The sequence below is a fragment of the Chitiniphilus shinanonensis DSM 23277 genome (assembly GCF_000374805.1).
In the GTDB taxonomy this organism is placed as follows: domain Bacteria; phylum Pseudomonadota; class Gammaproteobacteria; order Burkholderiales; family Chitinibacteraceae; genus Chitiniphilus; species Chitiniphilus shinanonensis.
On the sequence record NZ_KB895334.1, the window covers coordinates 85468 to 103017 of the forward strand.

Consider the following 17550-nt stretch of genomic DNA (forward strand, 5'->3'; position numbering starts at 1 on the left):
CTCAGCGCCGTTGGATGCCGTACTGGGCCCGGTAGGCCTCGGCTCTTGTCAAATTGTCGACCATGCCGGGACGCGCCGCGAGATAACTCAGCAGATCGTCCAGCGTCGCGATGGGAATCACCGGGATGCCGAATCGCTGTTCCACCTCTTGCACCGCGGACAACTCGCCCTGCCCGCGTTCCATCCGGTCCAGCGCGATCAGCACGCCGGCGGGTTCGGCACCGTGGGCGCGGATCAACTCCACCGATTCGCGCACGCTGGTCCCGGCCGAGATCACGTCGTCGATGATCAGTACGCGACCGGCGAGCTTGGCGCCGACCAGCACGCCGCCTTCGCCGTGATCCTTGGCTTCCTTGCGGTTGTAGGCGAACGGCACGTTCTGCCCGGCCTCGGCCAGCTTCACCGCGGTCGCCGCGGCGAGGACGATACCTTTGTAGGCCGGCCCGAACAGCACGTCGAACTCGACCTGGGCCGCCAGCGCGGCCTGGGCGTAGAAGCGTGCCAGTTCCGCGAGCGAAGCGCCGTCGTTGAACAAGCCTGCGTTGAAGAAGTACGGCGAGTTGCGACCGGCTTTGGTGATAAACTCGCCGAAGCTCAGCACATTCTGTGCCACGGCGAATTCAATGAATTCCTGGCGAAAGTCGGACATCGATTCTGGCTCCTGCTAAGTGGGAATTCGTCCCGAAACCGGCCGGGCCCGCGCGCCTGCCGTTCATCGCGTCAAGGTGCCGCATTTCGGGATCAATGTGACGAAAAACAGCATATCACGTGGCGCAAGCCCCCTCGCCCGACCACCCAAGGAGCTTTCGTGCGCATCGTTTCCGCCAATCTCAACGGTATCCGTTCGGCTACCAACAAGGGCTTCCTGGACTGGGTGGCGCAATCCGGCGCCGACGTCATCGGCTTGCAGGAACTCAAGGCCCAGGACGGCGACCTGACCGACGCGATGCGCGCACCGGCCGGTTACCGCGGTTACTTCCACTATGCCGAGAAGAAGGGCTATAGCGGCGTCGGCCTGTATTGTCGTCGTGAGCCGGACGAGCTGGTGGTGGGCCTGGGACTGCCCGAGTTCGACAGCGAAGGCCGCTACCTGGAAGCGCGCTTCGGCAACCTGAGCGTGATCTCGCTGTACCTGCCCTCCGGCTCGTCCGGCGAGGAACGGCAACAGGTGAAGTTCGCCTTCATGAAAGCCTTCTGGCCCCACCTGGCCGACCTGGCGGCATGTGGCCGCGACGTGCTGCTGCTGGGCGACTGGAATATCGCGCACAACGAGATCGACCTGAAGAACTGGAAGGGCAACCTGAAGAACTCCGGTTTCCTGCCGGAGGAACGCGCGTGGATCGGCCGGGTGTTCGCCGAGCTGAACCTGGTCGATGTCTGGCGCACGTTGTACCCCGAGGTCCCCGGTTATACCTGGTGGAGCAACCGGGGCCAGGCTTATGCCAAGGATGTGGGCTGGCGCATCGACTACCACATCGGCACCCGAGGACTGGCGCAGACCGCGCGCGCCGGGTCGATCTACAAGGACGTGAAATTCTCCGATCACGCACCGCTGATCGTCGACTACGACTACCCGTTCTGATCAGCCGTCCTCATCGTTCGCATCGTCCGCGATGCCCTGGCCGCCCGTGCGATACTGGCGGCCATTTGTTTGCCGGCCGCCGCCCAATGCGCCTTGCCAATTATTTCGCCGTCTTCAGCAACCGCCGCATCGCCGCGGCCATGTTCCTGGGCTTCGCGTCCGGCCTGCCGCTCGCCCTCACCGGCTCGACATTGCAAGCCTGGCTCAGTGACGCGGGGCTCGACGTCAAGACCATCGGCTGGTTCACCCTGGTCGGCCAGCCGTATACCTGGAAATTCCTCTGGGCGCCGTTGATCGACCGTTTCCCGATGCCGTTCCTCGGCCGGCGACGCGGCTGGATGGTGCTGACGCAGTTGCTGCTGGCGCTCGCCATCGCGGGAATGGGCGGCTTGAATCCACAGCAGCATCTACCCACCTTCGCGGTCCTGGCCTTGCTGGTGGCGTTCTTTTCCTCGACCCAGGACGTGGTGATCGACGCCTACCGCACCGAGCTGGTCCACCACGAGGAACGCGGCGCGGCGGCGGCGGTGAACGTGTTCGGCTATCGCATGGCGATGCTGACCTCGGGTGCGCTGGCACTGATCCTGGCTGACGGCTTCCTGAGCTGGCAGCAGACCTACTGGGCGATGGCGGGGCTGATGGCGGTCATGGTCGTGGTGAGCTTCCTGGCCCCCGAGCCCACCGTGGCCGTCCGCCCGCCGCTGACGCTGGAAGAAGCCGTGATCGAGCCGCTGCGCGAGTTCTTCTCCCGGCGCGGCGCGCTGATCCTGCTGGCGCTGGTGGTGGCCTACAAGCTGGGCGACGCCTTTGCCGGCAGCCTGTCGACCAAGTTCCTGCTGGATATGGGCTACAGCAAGAGCCTGATCGGCCAGGCCAACAAGGTATTCGGCATGATCGCCACCATCTTCGGCGGCTTTGCCGGCGCGGTGCTGATGGTGCGGCTGGGCCTGTACCGCTCGCTGCTGTGGTTCGGGCTGGCCCAGGCGCTGACCAACCTGGGCTACTGGCTGATCGCCACCACGCCGGCGCCGGGCAAGGAACTGCTGTTCATGGCGATCGGCCTGGAGAACCTGGCAGGCGGTATGGGCACCACCGCGTCGGTGGCCTTGCTGATGGCGTTGTGCAACGTGCGCTTCACCGCCACCCAGTACGCGCTGCTGTCGGCGCTGGCCGCATTCGGCCGCGTCTATGTCGGCCCGGCGTCGGGCTATATCGTCGATACCTTCGGCTGGGCACAGTTCTTCGTCATCAGCGTGCTGGTGGCGCTGCCCGGGGTGGCGCTGGTGTGGTGGATGCGCGAGCGCATCCGCGCGCTGGACCACGATCCGGCGGCCTGACCAAACAACGAAAAACGGAGCGCAAGGCGCTCCGTTTTGCTTGGGTTCCCGCCGACGGTCAGTGTCGACCCAGGAACTTGGCCATGTCGGTCTTCATGTTCTCCGACAGCGTGCCGAACACGGCCTGCACGCTGCTGCCCACCACCATCACCCCGGCGGCGCCCATCGACTTCAGCTTGGATTGGTCCACCTTGGTCACGTCGTCCACCACGATGCGCAACCGGGTGATACAGGCGTCCAGGCCCTTGATGTTCTCCGCGCCGCCAAAGGCATGGACCAGATCGCGGGTGCGGTCGCCTTCGCCGAGCTGGTGCTCCAGCACTTCCTCGCCGGTTTCCAGCTCGCGGCCAGGGGTCTTGAGGTTGAACCGCAGGATGGCAAAGCGGAACACACCGTAATAGATCGCGGCGTAGATCGGGCCGAGGATCAGCACCAGCCACCAGTTCTGCGCGTATTTGCCGAAGGCGTTGAACAGCAGAAAGTCGATGCCGCCCTGCGAGAAGGTGAAGCCCATGTGCATGTTCAGGGTGTTGGCGATGAACTGCGTGGTGGCCGCCAGCACCGCGTGGATCAGGTAAAGCTGCGGCGCGACGAACAGGAAGGCGAATTCGATCGGCTCGGTGATCCCGGTCAGGAACGAGGTCAGCGCGGCGGAGATCATGATGCCGCCCACCTTGATGCGGTTTTCCGGCTTGGCGGTATGCCAGATGGCGATGGCCGCGGCCGGCAGGCCGAACATCTTGAACAGGAAGGCGCCGGAAAGAATGCCGGCAGTGGGGTCGCCCGCGAAGAAGCGGTTGATGTCGCCGTGCACCACCTTGCCGGCCGAATCGGTGAAGTTGCCGATCTCGAAGAAGAACGGCACGTTCCAGATGTGGTGCAGGCCGAACGGCACCAGCATCCGTTCCACGAAGCCGTAGACCGTGGCGGCGGTACGCGGGTCGCTGTAGGCGGCCCAGTGCGAGAACACCTCGATGCCGCGCTGGATCGGCGGCCAGACGATGGACAGCGCCACACCGACGAAGATCGCGGCCACGCCGGTCACGATCGGCACGAAGCGCTTGCCGGCGAAGAAGCCCAGGTACTGCGGCAGTTCGATGCGGTAGTACCTGTTGAACAGGGCCGCCGCGACGCCGCCGATGATGATGCCGCCGAACACGCCGGTTTCCATCGACTTCATGCCCATCACCGTCGCCGGTTCGATGCCCCACGCCACCGCCATCACCCCCATGGTGGCGATCATCACCACGAAGCCGACCACTGCGGCGATCGCCGCGACACCGTCGTTCTCGGTCAGCCCCAGCGCCACGCCCACCGCGAAGATCAGCGGCAGGTTGCCGAAGATCGCGCCACCGCCCTGCGCCATGATCTGTGACACCACCGCCGGCAGGAACGAGAAATTGGACGCCCCGATCCCCAATAACAGGCCGGCGATGGGCAGCACCGCCACCGGTAGCATCAAAGCCTTGCCGATCTTCTGCAAGATCGCGAACGCGTGCTTGAACATGGTTTCGACCCCTTTCTTGTTGAGCTGCCGCCGATCATCCGCCCAGCTTTGTGCACTCAACCATCAGGTGATTGCTCTAGTAAGGGGCGTTTTGCTTGTTTTGGATCAAAATCGACCAACCCGACAAGCCAAAACGATTTAGCCAGGCGCTGTCCGGTTGTTGGCCCGCGCGATCGCGCACCATCGTCGGGCACGAGCGCCAAGAAAAACGCCGCCGGCGCAAAGCGCGGGCGGCGTCGGGGGCGATAGCCCGGGATCAGTCGGCGAGCGAGGCCAGGCGGGCGCGCACTTCGGCGGCGGTGCCCAGTTGCAGCACTTCGTTGGCCAGCTTCACGCAGTCGGACTTGTTGAGCTTGCGCACCAGCGCCTTGATCGACGGGATGGCCGGCACACTGACCGACAACTCGTCCACGCCGATACCCAGCAGCACCGGCACCGCCAGCGGGTCGGAGGCAATGCCGCCGCACACGCCCACCCACTTGCCGTGGGCATGGGCCCCCTTCACCGTCATGGCGATCAGGCGCAGCACGCCCGGATGCAGCGCGTCGGCCTGCTTGGCCAGCTTGGGATGGCCGCGGTCCATCGCCAGCGTGTACTGGGTCAGGTCGTTGGTGCCGATGGAGAAGAAATCGACCTCGCGGGCGAAGATCTCGCTCATCACCGCGGTAGACGGCACTTCGACCATGATCCCGACCTTGACGTCGGCGGTCACGCCGAGCGCGGCCTTTTCCTCGGCGACGATGGCCTTGGCTTCGCGTACTTCCTCCAGCGAGGCGATCATCGGGAACATGATGTGCAGCTTGGACAGCGGCGCGGCGCGCAGGATGGCGCGCAACTGGGTGCGCAGGATCTCCGGCGCGGCCAGGCACAGGCGGATGCCGCGCACGCCGAGGAACGGGTTTTCCTCGGCCGGCATCGGCAGGTACGGCAGGGGCTTGTCGCCGCCCACGTCCAGGGTGCGGATCACCAGCGTGCGGGTGGTGCCGAGCGCCTTGGCGATGTCGCTGTAGATCTGGGTCTGTTCCTCTTCGGTGGGCGCATCGGTGCGCTCCAGGTACAGGAACTCGGAACGCAGCAGGCCGACGCCTTCACCACCCAGCGTGACACCCTGCTTGGCTTCGTCCAGCCCGCCGATATTGGCCACCACCTCGACGCGCGTGCCGTCGCGGGTGATCGCGGGTTGATGCGCTGTGGCCTGTTCCTCGGCGCGCTTGCGCGCCAGCGTGGCCTGCTTGTCGCGGATCTGCTGGACCTCGGCTTCGCTGGGGTTCTTGCGCAAGGTGCCGCGCGTGCCGTCCAGGATCACCGGCACCCCGTTGGGCAATTGCAGCACCGCGTCCTCGATGCCGCAGATCGCGGGGATGTTCAGCGAACGCGCCAGGATGGCGACGTGGCTGGTCGCGCCGCCGCCGGTAGTGGCAAAGCCGAGCACCTTGGTGCGGTCCAGGCTGGCGGTATCGGACGGCGTGAGTTCCTCGGCGATCAGGATGGCGTTGTCGGGCACGACCAGTTCGGCTTCCTTCACCCCGGCCAGCAGGCGCAGCACACGACGGCCCACGTCGCGGATGTCGTTGGCGCGGCCGGCGAGCACTTCGTTCTGCAACTTGGCCAGCTTGTCGGCGTAAGTGGTGAACGCCTTGCGCCAGGCGAAGCCGGCGCTCTTGCCCTCGCTCACACCGGAAATGGCAATGTCGAGCAGGTCGGGGTCGGCCAGCAGTTCCTGGTGCGCGGAGAAGATTTCCGCCTTGCCCGGATCCTCGATCTCGGATTTCAGCGCTTCGAGCTGTTGCTTGGCTTCCTTCAACGCGTCGTCCAGGCGGCGACGTTCCACTTCCGCATTGTCGCCTTGCTCGCGCACTTCGATCACGTCCTGCTTCACCTGGAAGATCTGGCCGACCGCCAGGCCCGGCGAGGCGGATACACCGACCAGCACGTCGGGATCGTCTGAATGCGGCTTGACCACTGGCTTGATCACGGTCTTGGGCTTGCCGGCCGGCACGCCGGGGCCACAATCCTCGCCACAGCCTGAACGGATGAGTTCGGTCAACGCCTTGATGGCCGCCTGGGCATCCGGGCCGGTGGCCTTGATCTTGATTTCGTCGTTGTGCTTGACCTCCAGGCCCATGATCGACACCACCGACTTGGCGTTGGCGTCGTCGCCGCCGCGCACCAGCTTGATGTCGCTCTTGTAGGTCTTGGCGGCGTTAGCCAGCACGGCTGCGGGGCGGGCGTGCAAACCGGTGGGATTCGGCACCTTCACGGCGTCGGACAACTGGCCTTCCGCCACGCTCGCGGCCGCGCTCGGCGCGCCACCGACCAGTTCCAGCGTCAATGCCGGGGTCAGCCCGACACGCGCGAAACCGTTGCCCGGCAGATAGGCGCTGACCTTGTCGCCATTGGTGACCACCATTTCGGTGAGGATGCTCTTGCCGCGCTTCATGATGAGTTCGGCATCGAACTCGATCAGCGGCTGGCCGGTACGGACTTCTTCGCCTTCGCGCACCAGCGCCTTGAAGCCTTCGCCCTTGAGCATCACGGTATCCAGGCCGATGTGCAACAGCACTTCGAGCCCTTCGGGGGTCAGCAGGGTGATGGCGTGATGCGACGAATGCAGTTGTTTGACCTTCCCACCCGTCGGAGCAGCCAGCACGTTGGAGGTAGGGTCGATCGCTACGCCATCGCCCACCATCTTCTGGGCAAACACGGGATCAGGAACGGATTCGATCGGGACGATCAGGCCGGTAAGAGGGGCCAATAATTCGATGCGCTGGCTAGACATGGAGGACTACCTCGGAAGCGTGAATGCGAATAGATTCGCCGTGTATTAGCGTTTGCCGGCAAGTGTAGGGCCAGTCGAAGGGTGGGGCTGTGAAATTTTTCCGGTTGTCATGCTAATCCTGGGTAATCTTGATTTAAGTCGAACCCGGACTCTTCGATGACTAAGGTATATCACTAAGCGCGGCCAATAGACAGGCGCGGGAAACCGGGAAGACGGCCAGCGGACTGCCTGGGGCCAAGGCAGTGTCAAGCGGGGCGTCGGAAGATGCCGCTGGGGGTGATGACCAGGTCCAGGTGCAGGTCCCAGCGCTCGACCGGAAGGTCATCGGCCCGCTGCTCGTCGAAGGCCAGCCCGACCAACAATGGCTTGTGCCAATGACGGCGCATCCGGCGAAAGTGGAAAGTGGCATCGTAGTAACCACCGCCCTGGCCCAGGCGGGCCAGGTTCGCGTCGAACGCCACCAGGGGCACGAACACCACATCGAGCGATCGGGCACCGACGATTTCCGGGTGATCCGGTTCCGGAATGGCGTAGGCGCCGAGGCGCCAATCCGACGACGCATCCCATTTGACGAACGACATGCGCCGCCCCCGGCGCGGCACGCGTGGCAGATACACCTCGCAGCCACGATGCAATGCATGCAGCATCAGCGGCCAGGTCGAAAGTTCACTGCCGGTGGGCACATAGGCGGCAATGCGTCGGCTGGCGCGCAACAGGCGCATGGCCCGCTTGGCCGTCGCGACGCTCGCCGCGTGGCGTTGTGCCGAGGACAATGCCGCGCGCCGCGTGCGCATCATGCGCCGCAGCGTCAGTTTGTCGTCGGGGGAGATCGAGGGGGGAGACACGGAAGGAGGGCTTCCCGCGAGTGCCGTCCGGCTCAGCATCCTGAACCCTGGGGTTCAAGTGTCACCAGCTTGCCACCTTCAGGTGCGTTCGACGGAGGAACGCTCACAACAGGTGACTGGAATGCCGGCAACCGATGCAAGCTTATCGGTTCAAGGAATATAAAAGCCGGACAAACACCGCAGGAAAGCAACGGGTTGTCTCGTCGCGGCAAGGATCAGAACAGTTCTGCCTGATCCTGGAGCGCCGCGTCGAGCGCTGCATTCATGCGGTTGATTCTACGCTGATAGGCTGCAATGTCAAAACCGCCCGCCTCCACATGGAGGTACTCGTGGGCGAAGTTGAGCGCGGCCATGATGGCCACCTTCTCGATCCCGATCACTTTTCCGCTCTCGCGGATTTCGTGCATCTTGGCATCGAGCATGCGCACCGCTTCGAGCAGCGCGTCCTCTTCCTCAACCGGGCAGGCGACTCGGAATTCCCGGCCCATGATGGTGACGTCGAGCTGCTTGATCTCGCTCATTCGTCGTTCTCCTCGTCATCCTCGGCCGGCAGCTTGGCCAGGATCGCCGCCACCCGCGTCTTGGTACCGTCCACCTTGGCGCTGAGCAGCTGCTTCTGCTGCTGCAACGACAGCACCTGCTGGCGCAGCGCGTGGTTTTCCGACTTCAGTTGTTGGCACAGGTGAATGAGTTGCCCGATCTTGTCGTCGAGCATCGCGAGTTCGGCATCCATCGAACGGCCTCCGTTGACCCGAATCGATTCTAAGGTATTTTGCGGGCCCGCGCCGAATCGACCCGCCGGCACAACTCGGCCATCCCTTCGACAAAACGCGGGCCGGGGCGCACGAAGCGGTCGTCGCCGAATCGCTGGACCGCCTGATGGGCCACCGCCGGCAATTGCGGGAAACGCTGCCAGGCATCCACCGCGTCCTGCGGGCCATCGACCAGGATCAGCCTGGGTGCGAATTGCAGCACGACCTCCAGGCTGGCCTGGGGCGAGATTGCGGCTTCGTCCTGATAAGGCGTGGTCGCGCCGCAATCGGCCAGCGCCTGGCCCAGGAAAGCCTTGCGCGACACCGTGAACATGGGATTGTTGCCCAGTTGCAGGAACACCCGGATGGGCGGCTTGGCGGCGTACTGTTGCCGCAGCGCCCGCATCTGCTTGCGCAACTTTGTGGCCAACGCCCGGGCTTGATCGGCTCTGCCGAGCAATCTGCCCAGGCGCTCCAGATTGGTGGCGATCCCTTCCGCTGATGCCGGACGGCTGACGAACACGGGAATCGCAAGGCGGTCCAGCCGCTGCATGGCCGCGGCAGCCGCGTCGCCTTCCCAGAGCACCACCAGATCGGGCTTGAGCGCGATCAGCGCTTCCAGATTGATGGTCACGTAATCGCCCACCTGGGGCAGCTTGCGTACCGCCGGTGGATAGTTGCTGTAGCGATCGACCGCGACGAGCAGATTCGGCGCCAGGCTGGCCACCAGTTCGGTCGCGTGCGGGGCCAACGTGACGACGCGCGTCGCCGGCCGCTCCAGGCTGACGGTGCGCCCGGCATCGTCGCGGACCGTGATGGCGGACCACGCAGGGCTCAGCCATCCCACACAGCACACGACCACCCACCACCAGGATTTCACTCGGACTGATCCTCCTCGGGATCGCCACTATGGTCGGTTGGCGCCAGCGGCTCCGGCGGCAGCAGGAAATCGTCCGGCGTTTCCAGCGTGATGCGCCCCAATATGCCGCTGCGAAAATCGGTCAGGATCAGTTCCGCGGTCTTCTGCCGATCGATGCGGCCGCCCCCGAGCATGGCACCGCGCTTCCTGCCGATCACCTCGAACAGCTGATCCGCCGGCAGCGACAGGGTCTGCTCATCGAGCTTGTAGCGCTCAGCCAATAAACGGGGATAGCGCTGCTGCAAGGTCTCGACCGCGAACCAGGCCACGTCTTCCTCGTTGTAGGCATTGCGCCCCACCGAGCCCGCCAGGGCCAGCCGGTAACCGGATTCCGGGCGCTCGATCTTCGGCCAGAGCAGGCCAGGGGTGTCGTACAGGATGAAACCCTCGCCGGTCTCCACCCGCTGTTGCGACTTGGTCACCCCCGGGGTATCGGCGACGTTGGCGATGCGCCGGCTCATCAGCACGTTGAGCAAGGTGGACTTGCCCACATTGGGAATGCCCATGATGAGCGCGCGCAACGGCTTTTCCGCGCCGGTGCGATGCGGCGCCAGCTCCCGACAATAGCTGGGCAGCTTCCGGGCCTGCCCCTGCTTGTTGTCCTCGCCCATCAGGATGGCGGCGGTACTCGGCTGGGCACGGAACCACTCCAGCCAGCGCGTGTTGAGCGCCGGGTCGGCCAGATCTGCCTTGTTGAGGATCTTCAGCGCCGGACGCTGGCGAGCCCGCCGCAACTGCTCGATCATCGGATTGGTGCTGGAGCCCGGCAACCTGGCATCCAGGACCTCGATGACCAGATCGACCTTGGCCAGGGTTTCGGCAATCTGCTTGCGGGCGGCATGCATGTGCCCGGGATACCACTGGATCGACATGCGCGCTCCTTGCTGAAAAAGCGCCCGATTATACCGCCGCGGGGAAAGAAGGCACGAAATCAACAGCTTGTTCTGTGGACAAGCCAGCCTGGTTTGTGGAAAACCCGCTCCACGACCGGAACCGGGAAATCATCACCGTTTCATCCACAGGCAACTCCCTGGGCCCAGGGCAAGTTTGCCAAACGACAACAGTATGATTATTCAGTAGAATCCGCGTTATCCACAGACTTGGGCCAGGCTTATTAACTGTTCTTAGTCTTTCTATTTCCATATGGTTGTATAACCCGAAAGTCTTCTCGCCTATGAAACGCCTCGGATGGATGCTTCTTCTGCTCGTGATCGTCGGTGGCATCGGCTACCTGCTGTTCGGACAGCAACGCGATCGACCTGCAACCAACTGGACGACACTTCAAGGTAAGCAACAGCAACTTGCTGATCTGAAAGGAAATGTGGTCCTGGTCAACTTCTGGGCCACCACCTGCACCGGCTGCATGGCCGAGATGCCCAAGCTGGTTGCCCTGCAACAAAAACTACAAAGTCAGCCCTACAAGACACTCGCTGTTGCGATGAGCTACGACGATCGTGCACGCATCGATCACTACGTCGCCAGGACAGGACTTCCCTTCATCGTCACCCATGACACTACTGACCAGATCTCGGAAGCCTTTGGCGATATTCAGCTGACACCCACTTCCTTCCTGCTCGACAAGGAAGGAAGAATCATCCAACGGTACGTCGGCGAACCCGACATGGCCACGCTGGAAGCCAAGATCCGCAGCCTGATCTGAGCATTGTGAGCTTGCCGGCAGACCCGCTGAAACCTTCCCCCTCACCCAGTTACTTGCTGGCGCTCGCCGGCTGCTGGTCCATCAGCTTGCATCTACTGATCGGACTGGGGATGGCATTGCATCCCACGGTCTGGGTACCGCATTCCATACCCGCGCCGCTGGAAATCCACTTGCAGCCCAAAGCAAAACCCAGCTTGCAGAAGGAAGTCTTTGCTACAGCACCCGCCCAGCCCATAGCACCTGCGGTGGTTACTCCACCGAAGGAAAAGCCGGCTCAACAACACGTATTGATCGCTTCGACGTTACCTGCATGGGAAGGTGGACTACCTAAGTGGCTGACTACGGACAGCGGGCAGGTCAATACCCGGCAATACGTCGAAGCCGATGCCATCGTCGAACCGGACTTCCAGTTGCCACCCAGGGATGCGGACGCACCGCCGCTGATCGAGCTGGACGTGTCGATCAGCGAACGGGGTGAGGTGGAGAATGTAGAGGTGATTTCCAGCGTGCTGGAAGGCCGTCAGACGGCGGCCATCGTGCGGCAGGTCTATCGGACGCTGTTCACGCCCGCACGCGAGGATGGCAGGCCGGTTCCGAGCGTCAAGCGCCTGACCGACCCGCCGAGGGAATAGCGCGGATTATTTCCAGCTGTTCTGCCAACCACCGCCATGCTTGTTCCACCGACGCAGGCCAGCGGAATCCAATGAAAGCTCGCCATCGCCGGATTGACCATTCTTCGGCGTGGCGATCAGGCGGTAATAGTCGGTGGTGCAGGTGTCCTCGTCGACCGCGATGTCGTAGTACTTGGTGCTGCCATCCACGGGCGCTTCGGTCACGATGGGCGGGCTGCTACAGGTGTAGCGGTTGTTCATCGTGTACCCGCGCTCCATGATCTGGGCGTTTTGCAACAGCACCGACTGGGCATCGGCACGGCGCGTCTTGGTGATGTAGTCCCGATAATTCGGAACGGCGATGGCCGCCAGGATGCCGATGATCGCGACCACGACCATCAGCTCGACCAAAGTGAACCCCTGCGATTTTGTTTTCATCATGTGTCGCCCATCATGGAAGATGCCCGCCATTCGACGGGCATTCCCGGTTTATTTCAGAATTTCCTTCCAATTCACTGGCACGATCATGCAGCGCGCGGACTGGGTGTCGGTGCCGGTCGGCGATCCCTTGGCGATGCAGGTCTTGGGCCGATGCTTGGCGCCGTAGTCGCGGCCGCCGCCATTGTCGTCGTTGATGCCGGCCGGCCGCTGGTTGATCAGCGTGGTGGTGCCGCCCGGCAGGAACACGCTCTGCACGACGCCCACATTGGCCAGGGCTGCCAGCTTGCCGTTGACCGTCTGGGCACCGAAACGGTTTTCGCTTTGCCCGCCATTGGCGAAGTCGAGGGCCATGGTGGTGGTTTCGCCGTTGATGGTGCACTCATTGCCGGAGGTGCTGGTCAGGTTGGTGAAGTTGAATACGACCGTACCGCCCACGATGCGGGGTGAGCCTGCCATGCGCGGATAGCTGCCCTTCATCTTCATGAACCAGCCCTTGTCGGTGGTCCAGTCGATGTTCCCGATCTCGGTTTTGCCGGCGCACGGTTGCAGGCGCAGCAGGTTGCGCACGTCGCTCAGCCGGATCTGCGCGCTGGCCGCGAGATCCGCGTTGTAGGCATCGACATCGCTCTGGGTGAAGTTGCCGTAGCAGCGTTCCAGCAGCGTATCGCTCGCAGTGACGGGTTCGCCCTTGTCCCAGATCGCGTAGAAGGCGTTCGAATTCGATTCACCCTCGCAATTGAGCTCCGGATCGCAATCCTCGAAGAACTTGCCGGTACCGAAGAACACCAGCAAGTGGCCATCGCTGGTGACGACGCCATTGCTGCTCTGTACCTGGTTCTGCGTGGGATGGAAGGCGACTTCCGGCCAGTTGGCGATCGGCTGGGGTTTGTCATCGGCACCGATCGCGGTGTACAGCGGCGCGCCGCTGAAGGCGACACCCCAGTCGGCCGGGTTCTTGCTGCGCAGGTCGAACTTCCACAGATTGCCTTTCAAATCGCCGGCATAGACCACGTCGACCGTGCCATTGTTGTCGAGGTCGGCGAAGGTGGGGGCGGACAGACCATTGAAATGGGCCGCTGCGGTGTTGTCGCCGACGCCGGTATCGATCTTGACCATGCGGTTGGTCCACGAGCCGTTATTCGGGCCGCGGGCCTCCAGCAGGAACAGGACCGCCTTGCCGGTGGTGCTGTTGTAGCCGTTGCCGGTGATGGCCCGCCACTTGCCGTCGTTGGTCTTGACCATGACGGCCGAGCCCGGCGAGTAGCCCATGTCGGCGTCATCGGCGCTGGAGAACTCCCACAGGGCGAGCGACGCGGCGTTGCTTTCGCTGAACAGGGCCGGATCGGTGATGTCCAGCGCAAAGATGCCCTTGCCGCCGAAGCCTGGACTGCCGACCAGCATGGTCTTCCAGCTATCGGCCGCGCTGGTCGTCTGCACGTCCTGTACCGAGGTCTGGCCGTTGACGTAGAACTGGTGCTGGTAGTTCTGTTCCGACAGCTTGGACAACTTGCTGAACAGGAAGCCCGGCACGTAGGCGAGGATTTCCTTGCCGGCGTTGGTGCCCGGCTTGAGCGTGTTGACGTCGTAGCTGTCGTCGATGGCATGCAGCGTGCCGTCGTTGGCGCCGAAGTAGACCGCCTGCTTGCGGTTGGCATTGGTCTCGGCGTAATCGGAATAGCCGGCGTCGTCGGGACGATATTCCGGCGACGGGCCGCCCATGATGGCCATGGGGCGCGAATCGAGGATGTCGCCGTAATAGTTGCTCTGGCCACCGACCTGCTGACGCTGGCGGAAGCCGGTTTTGCTCTCGTTGGTGTTGTCGCCGCGCAGGTAGTTGATCAGGTTGGCGCTCAGATTCTGCGGGGCCGCCGAGCTTTGGTACGACGCGGGGCGGAATGCGACGCCGGTATTGTCGCTATAGCGCCACGACACCATGACCCGGTTGTTGGGGGCCAGCAGCTTGTCGGTGGCGCGCCACGCCACTTCGCCGAAATCCATGCCCGAGTTGATGTAGGCGGTGAGATCGCCCGACCAGCGCTCCTGGATGTAGTCGGCCTTGTACAGGCGTTGCGAGTTCTCGCTGCCACCGCCGGCGCCGGCGCCGATCTGCGCATTGCGCGCGTTGGAATCGAGCGAAGCGAAGGCCTTCGACAATTGTTCCTGCAACTTGAGCGGGTTGGTCACCAGGAAGTAGCTGTCCGGGGTCTGGTTGTTGTCCTTGTCCCAATCCGCCGGATCGGTACCGCCCCACTTGCCGACGTACCACAGCGGATCCTTCAGATCGACCAGTGCGCTGGCGGTGGTGGAAGGCACGAAGCGACGCGTGTCGAGCATCGGCAGGCCGCGGGTCGGGTTGCTCTTGGGATAGCCGGTGGCCGGTTTGTCCAGCCAGTAGCTCACGTCGCTGGCCACCCCGGCGTCAGCCGTGAAGACACATTGCGAGGGTTCGCCGGTGACCTTGGGAGCCGTGTCGCAGTCGCGCACCACCAGGTAGGGACCGTCCGCGGTGGTGCCCGAGACGGTGTAGCCCAAGTGCTGGATGATGCTGCCCGACGCGTAGGTGGAGGCCACCGTGACTTCGACCTGGTTGTCGGCGGTCAGCTGGATGGTGTACTCGCCGATCGCGTCCATGTCGTGGTCGGCGCCGTATTCCACGTCCTCGTAGTTGATGCGGAACTTGTAGTAAGGTCGGCCGCCGTTGATGCTGGCGTCGTTGGGGAAGCCGCCGCCGATGTTCACGATGGTGTCGATGTAGAAGTCGACGATCTGGTTGGTCGGCTGGTACTGCCCCTTGGTGTTGGTGATGCCGAAGTTGCCCACCGACTTGGCGAACGGGGTCAAGGTGACCACGTGCTTGTTGGCGCCAGTACCGACCGGTACCTTGATCACCGGCAGCGGCGAAGCCAGCGCCACGGCGAAGGTGGCCACGCGCAGGCGGTTGTTGGCGGAAATGAAGGCATTGTTGCGGGCGAAGTCCGCCACCAGCGCCGACGAATAACTGCCCTTCTTGTTGGGCTCTTCCGGCAAACCACGCACGTTGTTGAAGTTGGACAGCGTCTTGGCGGTAGGAGCGCCGTCGATGTTGCCGGTGACCCCGCCGAGGATGGCGCTGCCGCTGCCACCGAACTCGCTGGTCCACAAAGCGCTGCCGCGGCTGCTGTAGTTGATGGTCTGCCCGCCCACCGAGCCGGTCAGGTTGTCGCTGTCCCACGACGGGTTGATGTCGGAGATCAGCGTGACGTAGGGCTTGGCGCAGATGTCGTTGCCGCCGGAGGATGTCGAGCGGTACGGATTCAGCCAGGTCGTTTCTTCCGGTACCCCGATGCCGGTGCCCGCACTGTCGCCGGTGAAACTGCTGGTAGCTGAACCACCAGCGTAATAGCGCATGGTTTCTTCCAGCATTTCGCCGACCGGGTTGCCCCACGACAGGCAGTTACCGTTTTCCAGTTCCTTGGCTGCGAAGTTCCAACCGCAATCGTAGGAGTTGCCGCTGCCGAAGCCATGGATGCGCAGTGCGTCCAGCGCGGTGACGATGCCCTTGGCCGGCTTGAGGAACACGCCGTTGCTTGCATCGACTTCGTCGGAGAACTGGCCGATGTTCTTGCGCAGCACCCCGCCGGCCAGGTTCTTGCTGTAACTGCCGGTCAACAGGCCGAAGCGCATGGCGTCGCTGTCGCCGTACTGCTGCAACAGGCCGGTCGGTTTCCAGCTGGTGCCGTACTGCTTGCAGTTGTCTTCCTTCAGCGTCGCGCTCTTGCAGACCTGGACCTGTACGTTCCAGAAACCGCCCTTGAGCGAGTCGGTCAAGGTGGTGCGGTTTTCGGTGAAGCTGACGGTGTCTTCGCCAGTGGCGGTGGTGATGGTGGTGCCCGATACCGGGGCGTTCTTGCTGACCCAGTTCCACACGCGCTCGGCGCGGTTGGGCAGGAAGCGCAGCAGCGGCAGGTTGGCGATACCGCCATTGGTGCCGTTGGCGGTGGTGTTGGCGAACAGGTGGCGTTTGTTGGCGCTGGGCGCGGCCAGCGGGGTGTAGTCGGAGATCAGGTAACCATCCACCGCCTGGCTGGTGTATTCCTTGCCCCAGCTATGGGCGTCCTGCGGAATGTAGGCCCGGCGCAGTACTGTTTCCGTCGCGGTGTCGGTGGAGCGGGTACCGCCGTACAGTACCTTGCGCAGCGCATCCATGCGCGAGGTGGTCAGGTAGTTGAGGAAGTCACCGCTCCACTTGCTGGTGCACTTCTTGGTGGCGGTCTTTTCGCTGGGTTCGAAACGGTGGTTGGTGGCGTTGTAGGTGTAGCAGGTGTAGGAATCGAAATAGCCGTAATAGTCGATGTAGAAGTTGCCCTGCTTGGCGCCTTCTGTGGCATTCAGCAGCTTCCAGCCTTTGTAGCCGACGTCGTAGACGCCGGTTTCCATCAGGTCCGACGCGTCGTTGTAGGCCTCGTACCACAGCTTGTGGTCGCGCCCCAGCACCAGCATGTTCAGCGGTGCCGAGGTGCTCTGGATCGCCAGCGGGCGAAACGGGTCGAGATTGCTCTGCATTATCTTCCCGGCGATCGCCGCGGAGGGGTGGCCGAGCAGGAGAGTCAGGGCGACAGCCCAAAGCGCATTGTTCTTCATGGTTTCAACCCTTATCGCATGCAGCGTTTGACGACTGCATCGAGGACGACGACGCTGGTGCTGCTACCGCCTCTGCCCAGCGACTTGACGCCGTAATAGCTGCATCCTTCTTCCGCCGACACGTTCTCGTTGCGCACCACGTAACGGGGCCGGGTCGCGATGCCGGTGATCTGCCCGGTGACTTCGTGGGAATTCGAGTTGCTCCAGTGCGCCGGATCGTCGAAGTTGGCGTACTCGCTGTTGGTGATCGTCTTGGCGACCGGATTGGCGACGTTGCCGGCGACGTACAGCTCGGAGAGCAGGCGGGCCTGCGATTCGCGCAAGGCGAATTCCGCCGATTGCACCGCCATGCTGCGATTGCGGTTGTTGCCCGCTACCCGTTCGTAGACGGTGGCGGAACGCACCGCGTAGACCACCACCACGGTCAGCACCAGCATGAAGATGATGCTGGTGATGAGGATGAACCCTGTTTGCGATCGGTTGTGCCGTGTCATGTC

15 protein-coding genes and 1 other RNA gene are annotated in these 17550 nt (G+C 63.4%); 4 read left to right on the forward strand and 12 right to left on the reverse strand.

From position 1 onward, the window contains the following. Position 1 precedes the first annotated feature (1 nt). Positions 2-649: an orotate phosphoribosyltransferase gene (pyrE, locus tag C556_RS0100430; RefSeq protein WP_018746245.1), complete on the reverse strand. Its 648-nt coding sequence runs from the start codon at positions 647-649 to the stop codon at positions 2-4. A 159-nt stretch (positions 650-808) separates the two neighbouring features. Between pyrE and C556_RS0100435 the strand changes: the two genes are divergently transcribed. Beyond that, on the forward strand, positions 809-1582 hold the full coding sequence (locus tag C556_RS0100435) for an exodeoxyribonuclease III (RefSeq protein ID WP_018746246.1): 774 nt from the start codon (positions 809-811) through the stop codon (positions 1580-1582). 86 nt (positions 1583-1668) lie between these two features. After that, entirely contained in the window at positions 1669-2919 is a 1251-nt protein-coding gene (locus C556_RS0100440; RefSeq protein ID WP_018746247.1) for an AmpG family muropeptide MFS transporter, read from the forward strand. 58 nt (positions 2920-2977) lie between these two features. Here C556_RS0100440 and ptsG read toward each other — a convergent pair whose 3' ends face one another. From ptsG to ylqF, 8 genes are all read right to left on the reverse strand, one after another. Then, complete coding sequence (gene ptsG / locus C556_RS18690; RefSeq protein ID WP_018746248.1) at positions 2978-4426, reverse strand: PTS glucose transporter subunit IIBC; 1449 nt, start codon at positions 4424-4426, stop codon at positions 2978-2980. A gap of 256 nt (positions 4427-4682) precedes the next feature. Continuing rightward, a complete protein-coding gene (gene ptsP / locus C556_RS0100450) occupies positions 4683-7205 on the reverse strand; it encodes a phosphoenolpyruvate--protein phosphotransferase (protein ID WP_040430017.1) in 2523 nt (840 codons plus the stop codon). A gap of 245 nt (positions 7206-7450) precedes the next feature. After that, positions 7451-8050: a 5-formyltetrahydrofolate cyclo-ligase gene (locus C556_RS0100455; RefSeq protein ID WP_245559199.1), complete on the reverse strand. Its 600-nt coding sequence runs from the start codon at positions 8048-8050 to the stop codon at positions 7451-7453. A gap of 7 nt (positions 8051-8057) precedes the next feature. Continuing rightward, positions 8058-8239: non-coding RNA, 6S RNA (gene ssrS, locus C556_RS21975), on the reverse strand. Positions 8240-8265: 26 nt separating this feature from the next. Next, a complete protein-coding gene (locus C556_RS0100460) occupies positions 8266-8571 on the reverse strand; it encodes a cell division protein ZapA (protein ID WP_018746251.1) in 306 nt (101 codons plus the stop codon). After that, on the reverse strand, positions 8568-8783 hold the full coding sequence (locus C556_RS0100465; protein ID WP_018746252.1) for a coiled-coil domain-containing protein: 216 nt from the start codon (positions 8781-8783) through the stop codon (positions 8568-8570). The genes C556_RS0100460 and C556_RS0100465 overlap by 4 nt, the downstream gene beginning before the upstream one ends. A 29-nt stretch (positions 8784-8812) precedes the next feature. After that, positions 8813-9682: a helical backbone metal receptor gene (locus C556_RS0100470; RefSeq protein WP_018746253.1), complete on the reverse strand. Its 870-nt coding sequence runs from the start codon at positions 9680-9682 to the stop codon at positions 8813-8815. Continuing rightward, complete coding sequence (gene ylqF, locus C556_RS0100475) at positions 9679-10593, reverse strand: ribosome biogenesis GTPase YlqF (protein WP_018746254.1); 915 nt, start codon at positions 10591-10593, stop codon at positions 9679-9681. The genes C556_RS0100470 and ylqF overlap by 4 nt, the downstream gene beginning before the upstream one ends. A gap of 320 nt (positions 10594-10913) precedes the next feature. Between ylqF and C556_RS0100480 the strand changes: the two genes are divergently transcribed. Both C556_RS0100480 and C556_RS22670 read left to right on the forward strand, forming a co-directional pair. Beyond that, complete coding sequence (locus tag C556_RS0100480; protein WP_018746255.1) at positions 10914-11381, forward strand: TlpA family protein disulfide reductase; 468 nt, start codon at positions 10914-10916, stop codon at positions 11379-11381. A gap of 86 nt (positions 11382-11467) precedes the next feature. Continuing rightward, positions 11468-12013: an energy transducer TonB gene (locus C556_RS22670; RefSeq protein ID WP_157235668.1), complete on the forward strand. Its 546-nt coding sequence runs from the start codon at positions 11468-11470 to the stop codon at positions 12011-12013. 6 nt (positions 12014-12019) lie between these two features. On the opposite strand, the gene C556_RS24005 is transcribed toward C556_RS22670, so the two are convergent. From C556_RS24005 to C556_RS0100500, 3 genes are all read right to left on the reverse strand, one after another. Continuing rightward, positions 12020-12463 carry a type IV pilin protein gene (locus C556_RS24005; RefSeq protein WP_018746257.1) on the reverse strand — a complete coding sequence of 148 codons (444 nt, stop codon included), beginning with the start codon at positions 12461-12463 and terminating at the stop codon, positions 12020-12022. A gap of 18 nt (positions 12464-12481) precedes the next feature. Beyond that, the gene (locus C556_RS18695; protein WP_018746258.1) at positions 12482-16975 is read right to left on the reverse strand and encodes a pilus assembly protein; all 4494 of its coding nucleotides are present in this window, start codon (positions 16973-16975) and stop codon (positions 12482-12484) included. Positions 16976-17064: 89 nt separating this feature from the next. Then, positions 17065-17547 (reverse strand): pilus assembly PilX family protein, encoded by a 483-nt coding sequence (locus C556_RS0100500; RefSeq protein WP_018746259.1) that lies wholly within the window; start codon positions 17545-17547, stop codon positions 17065-17067. Between the last annotated feature and the right edge of the window lie 3 nt (positions 17548-17550).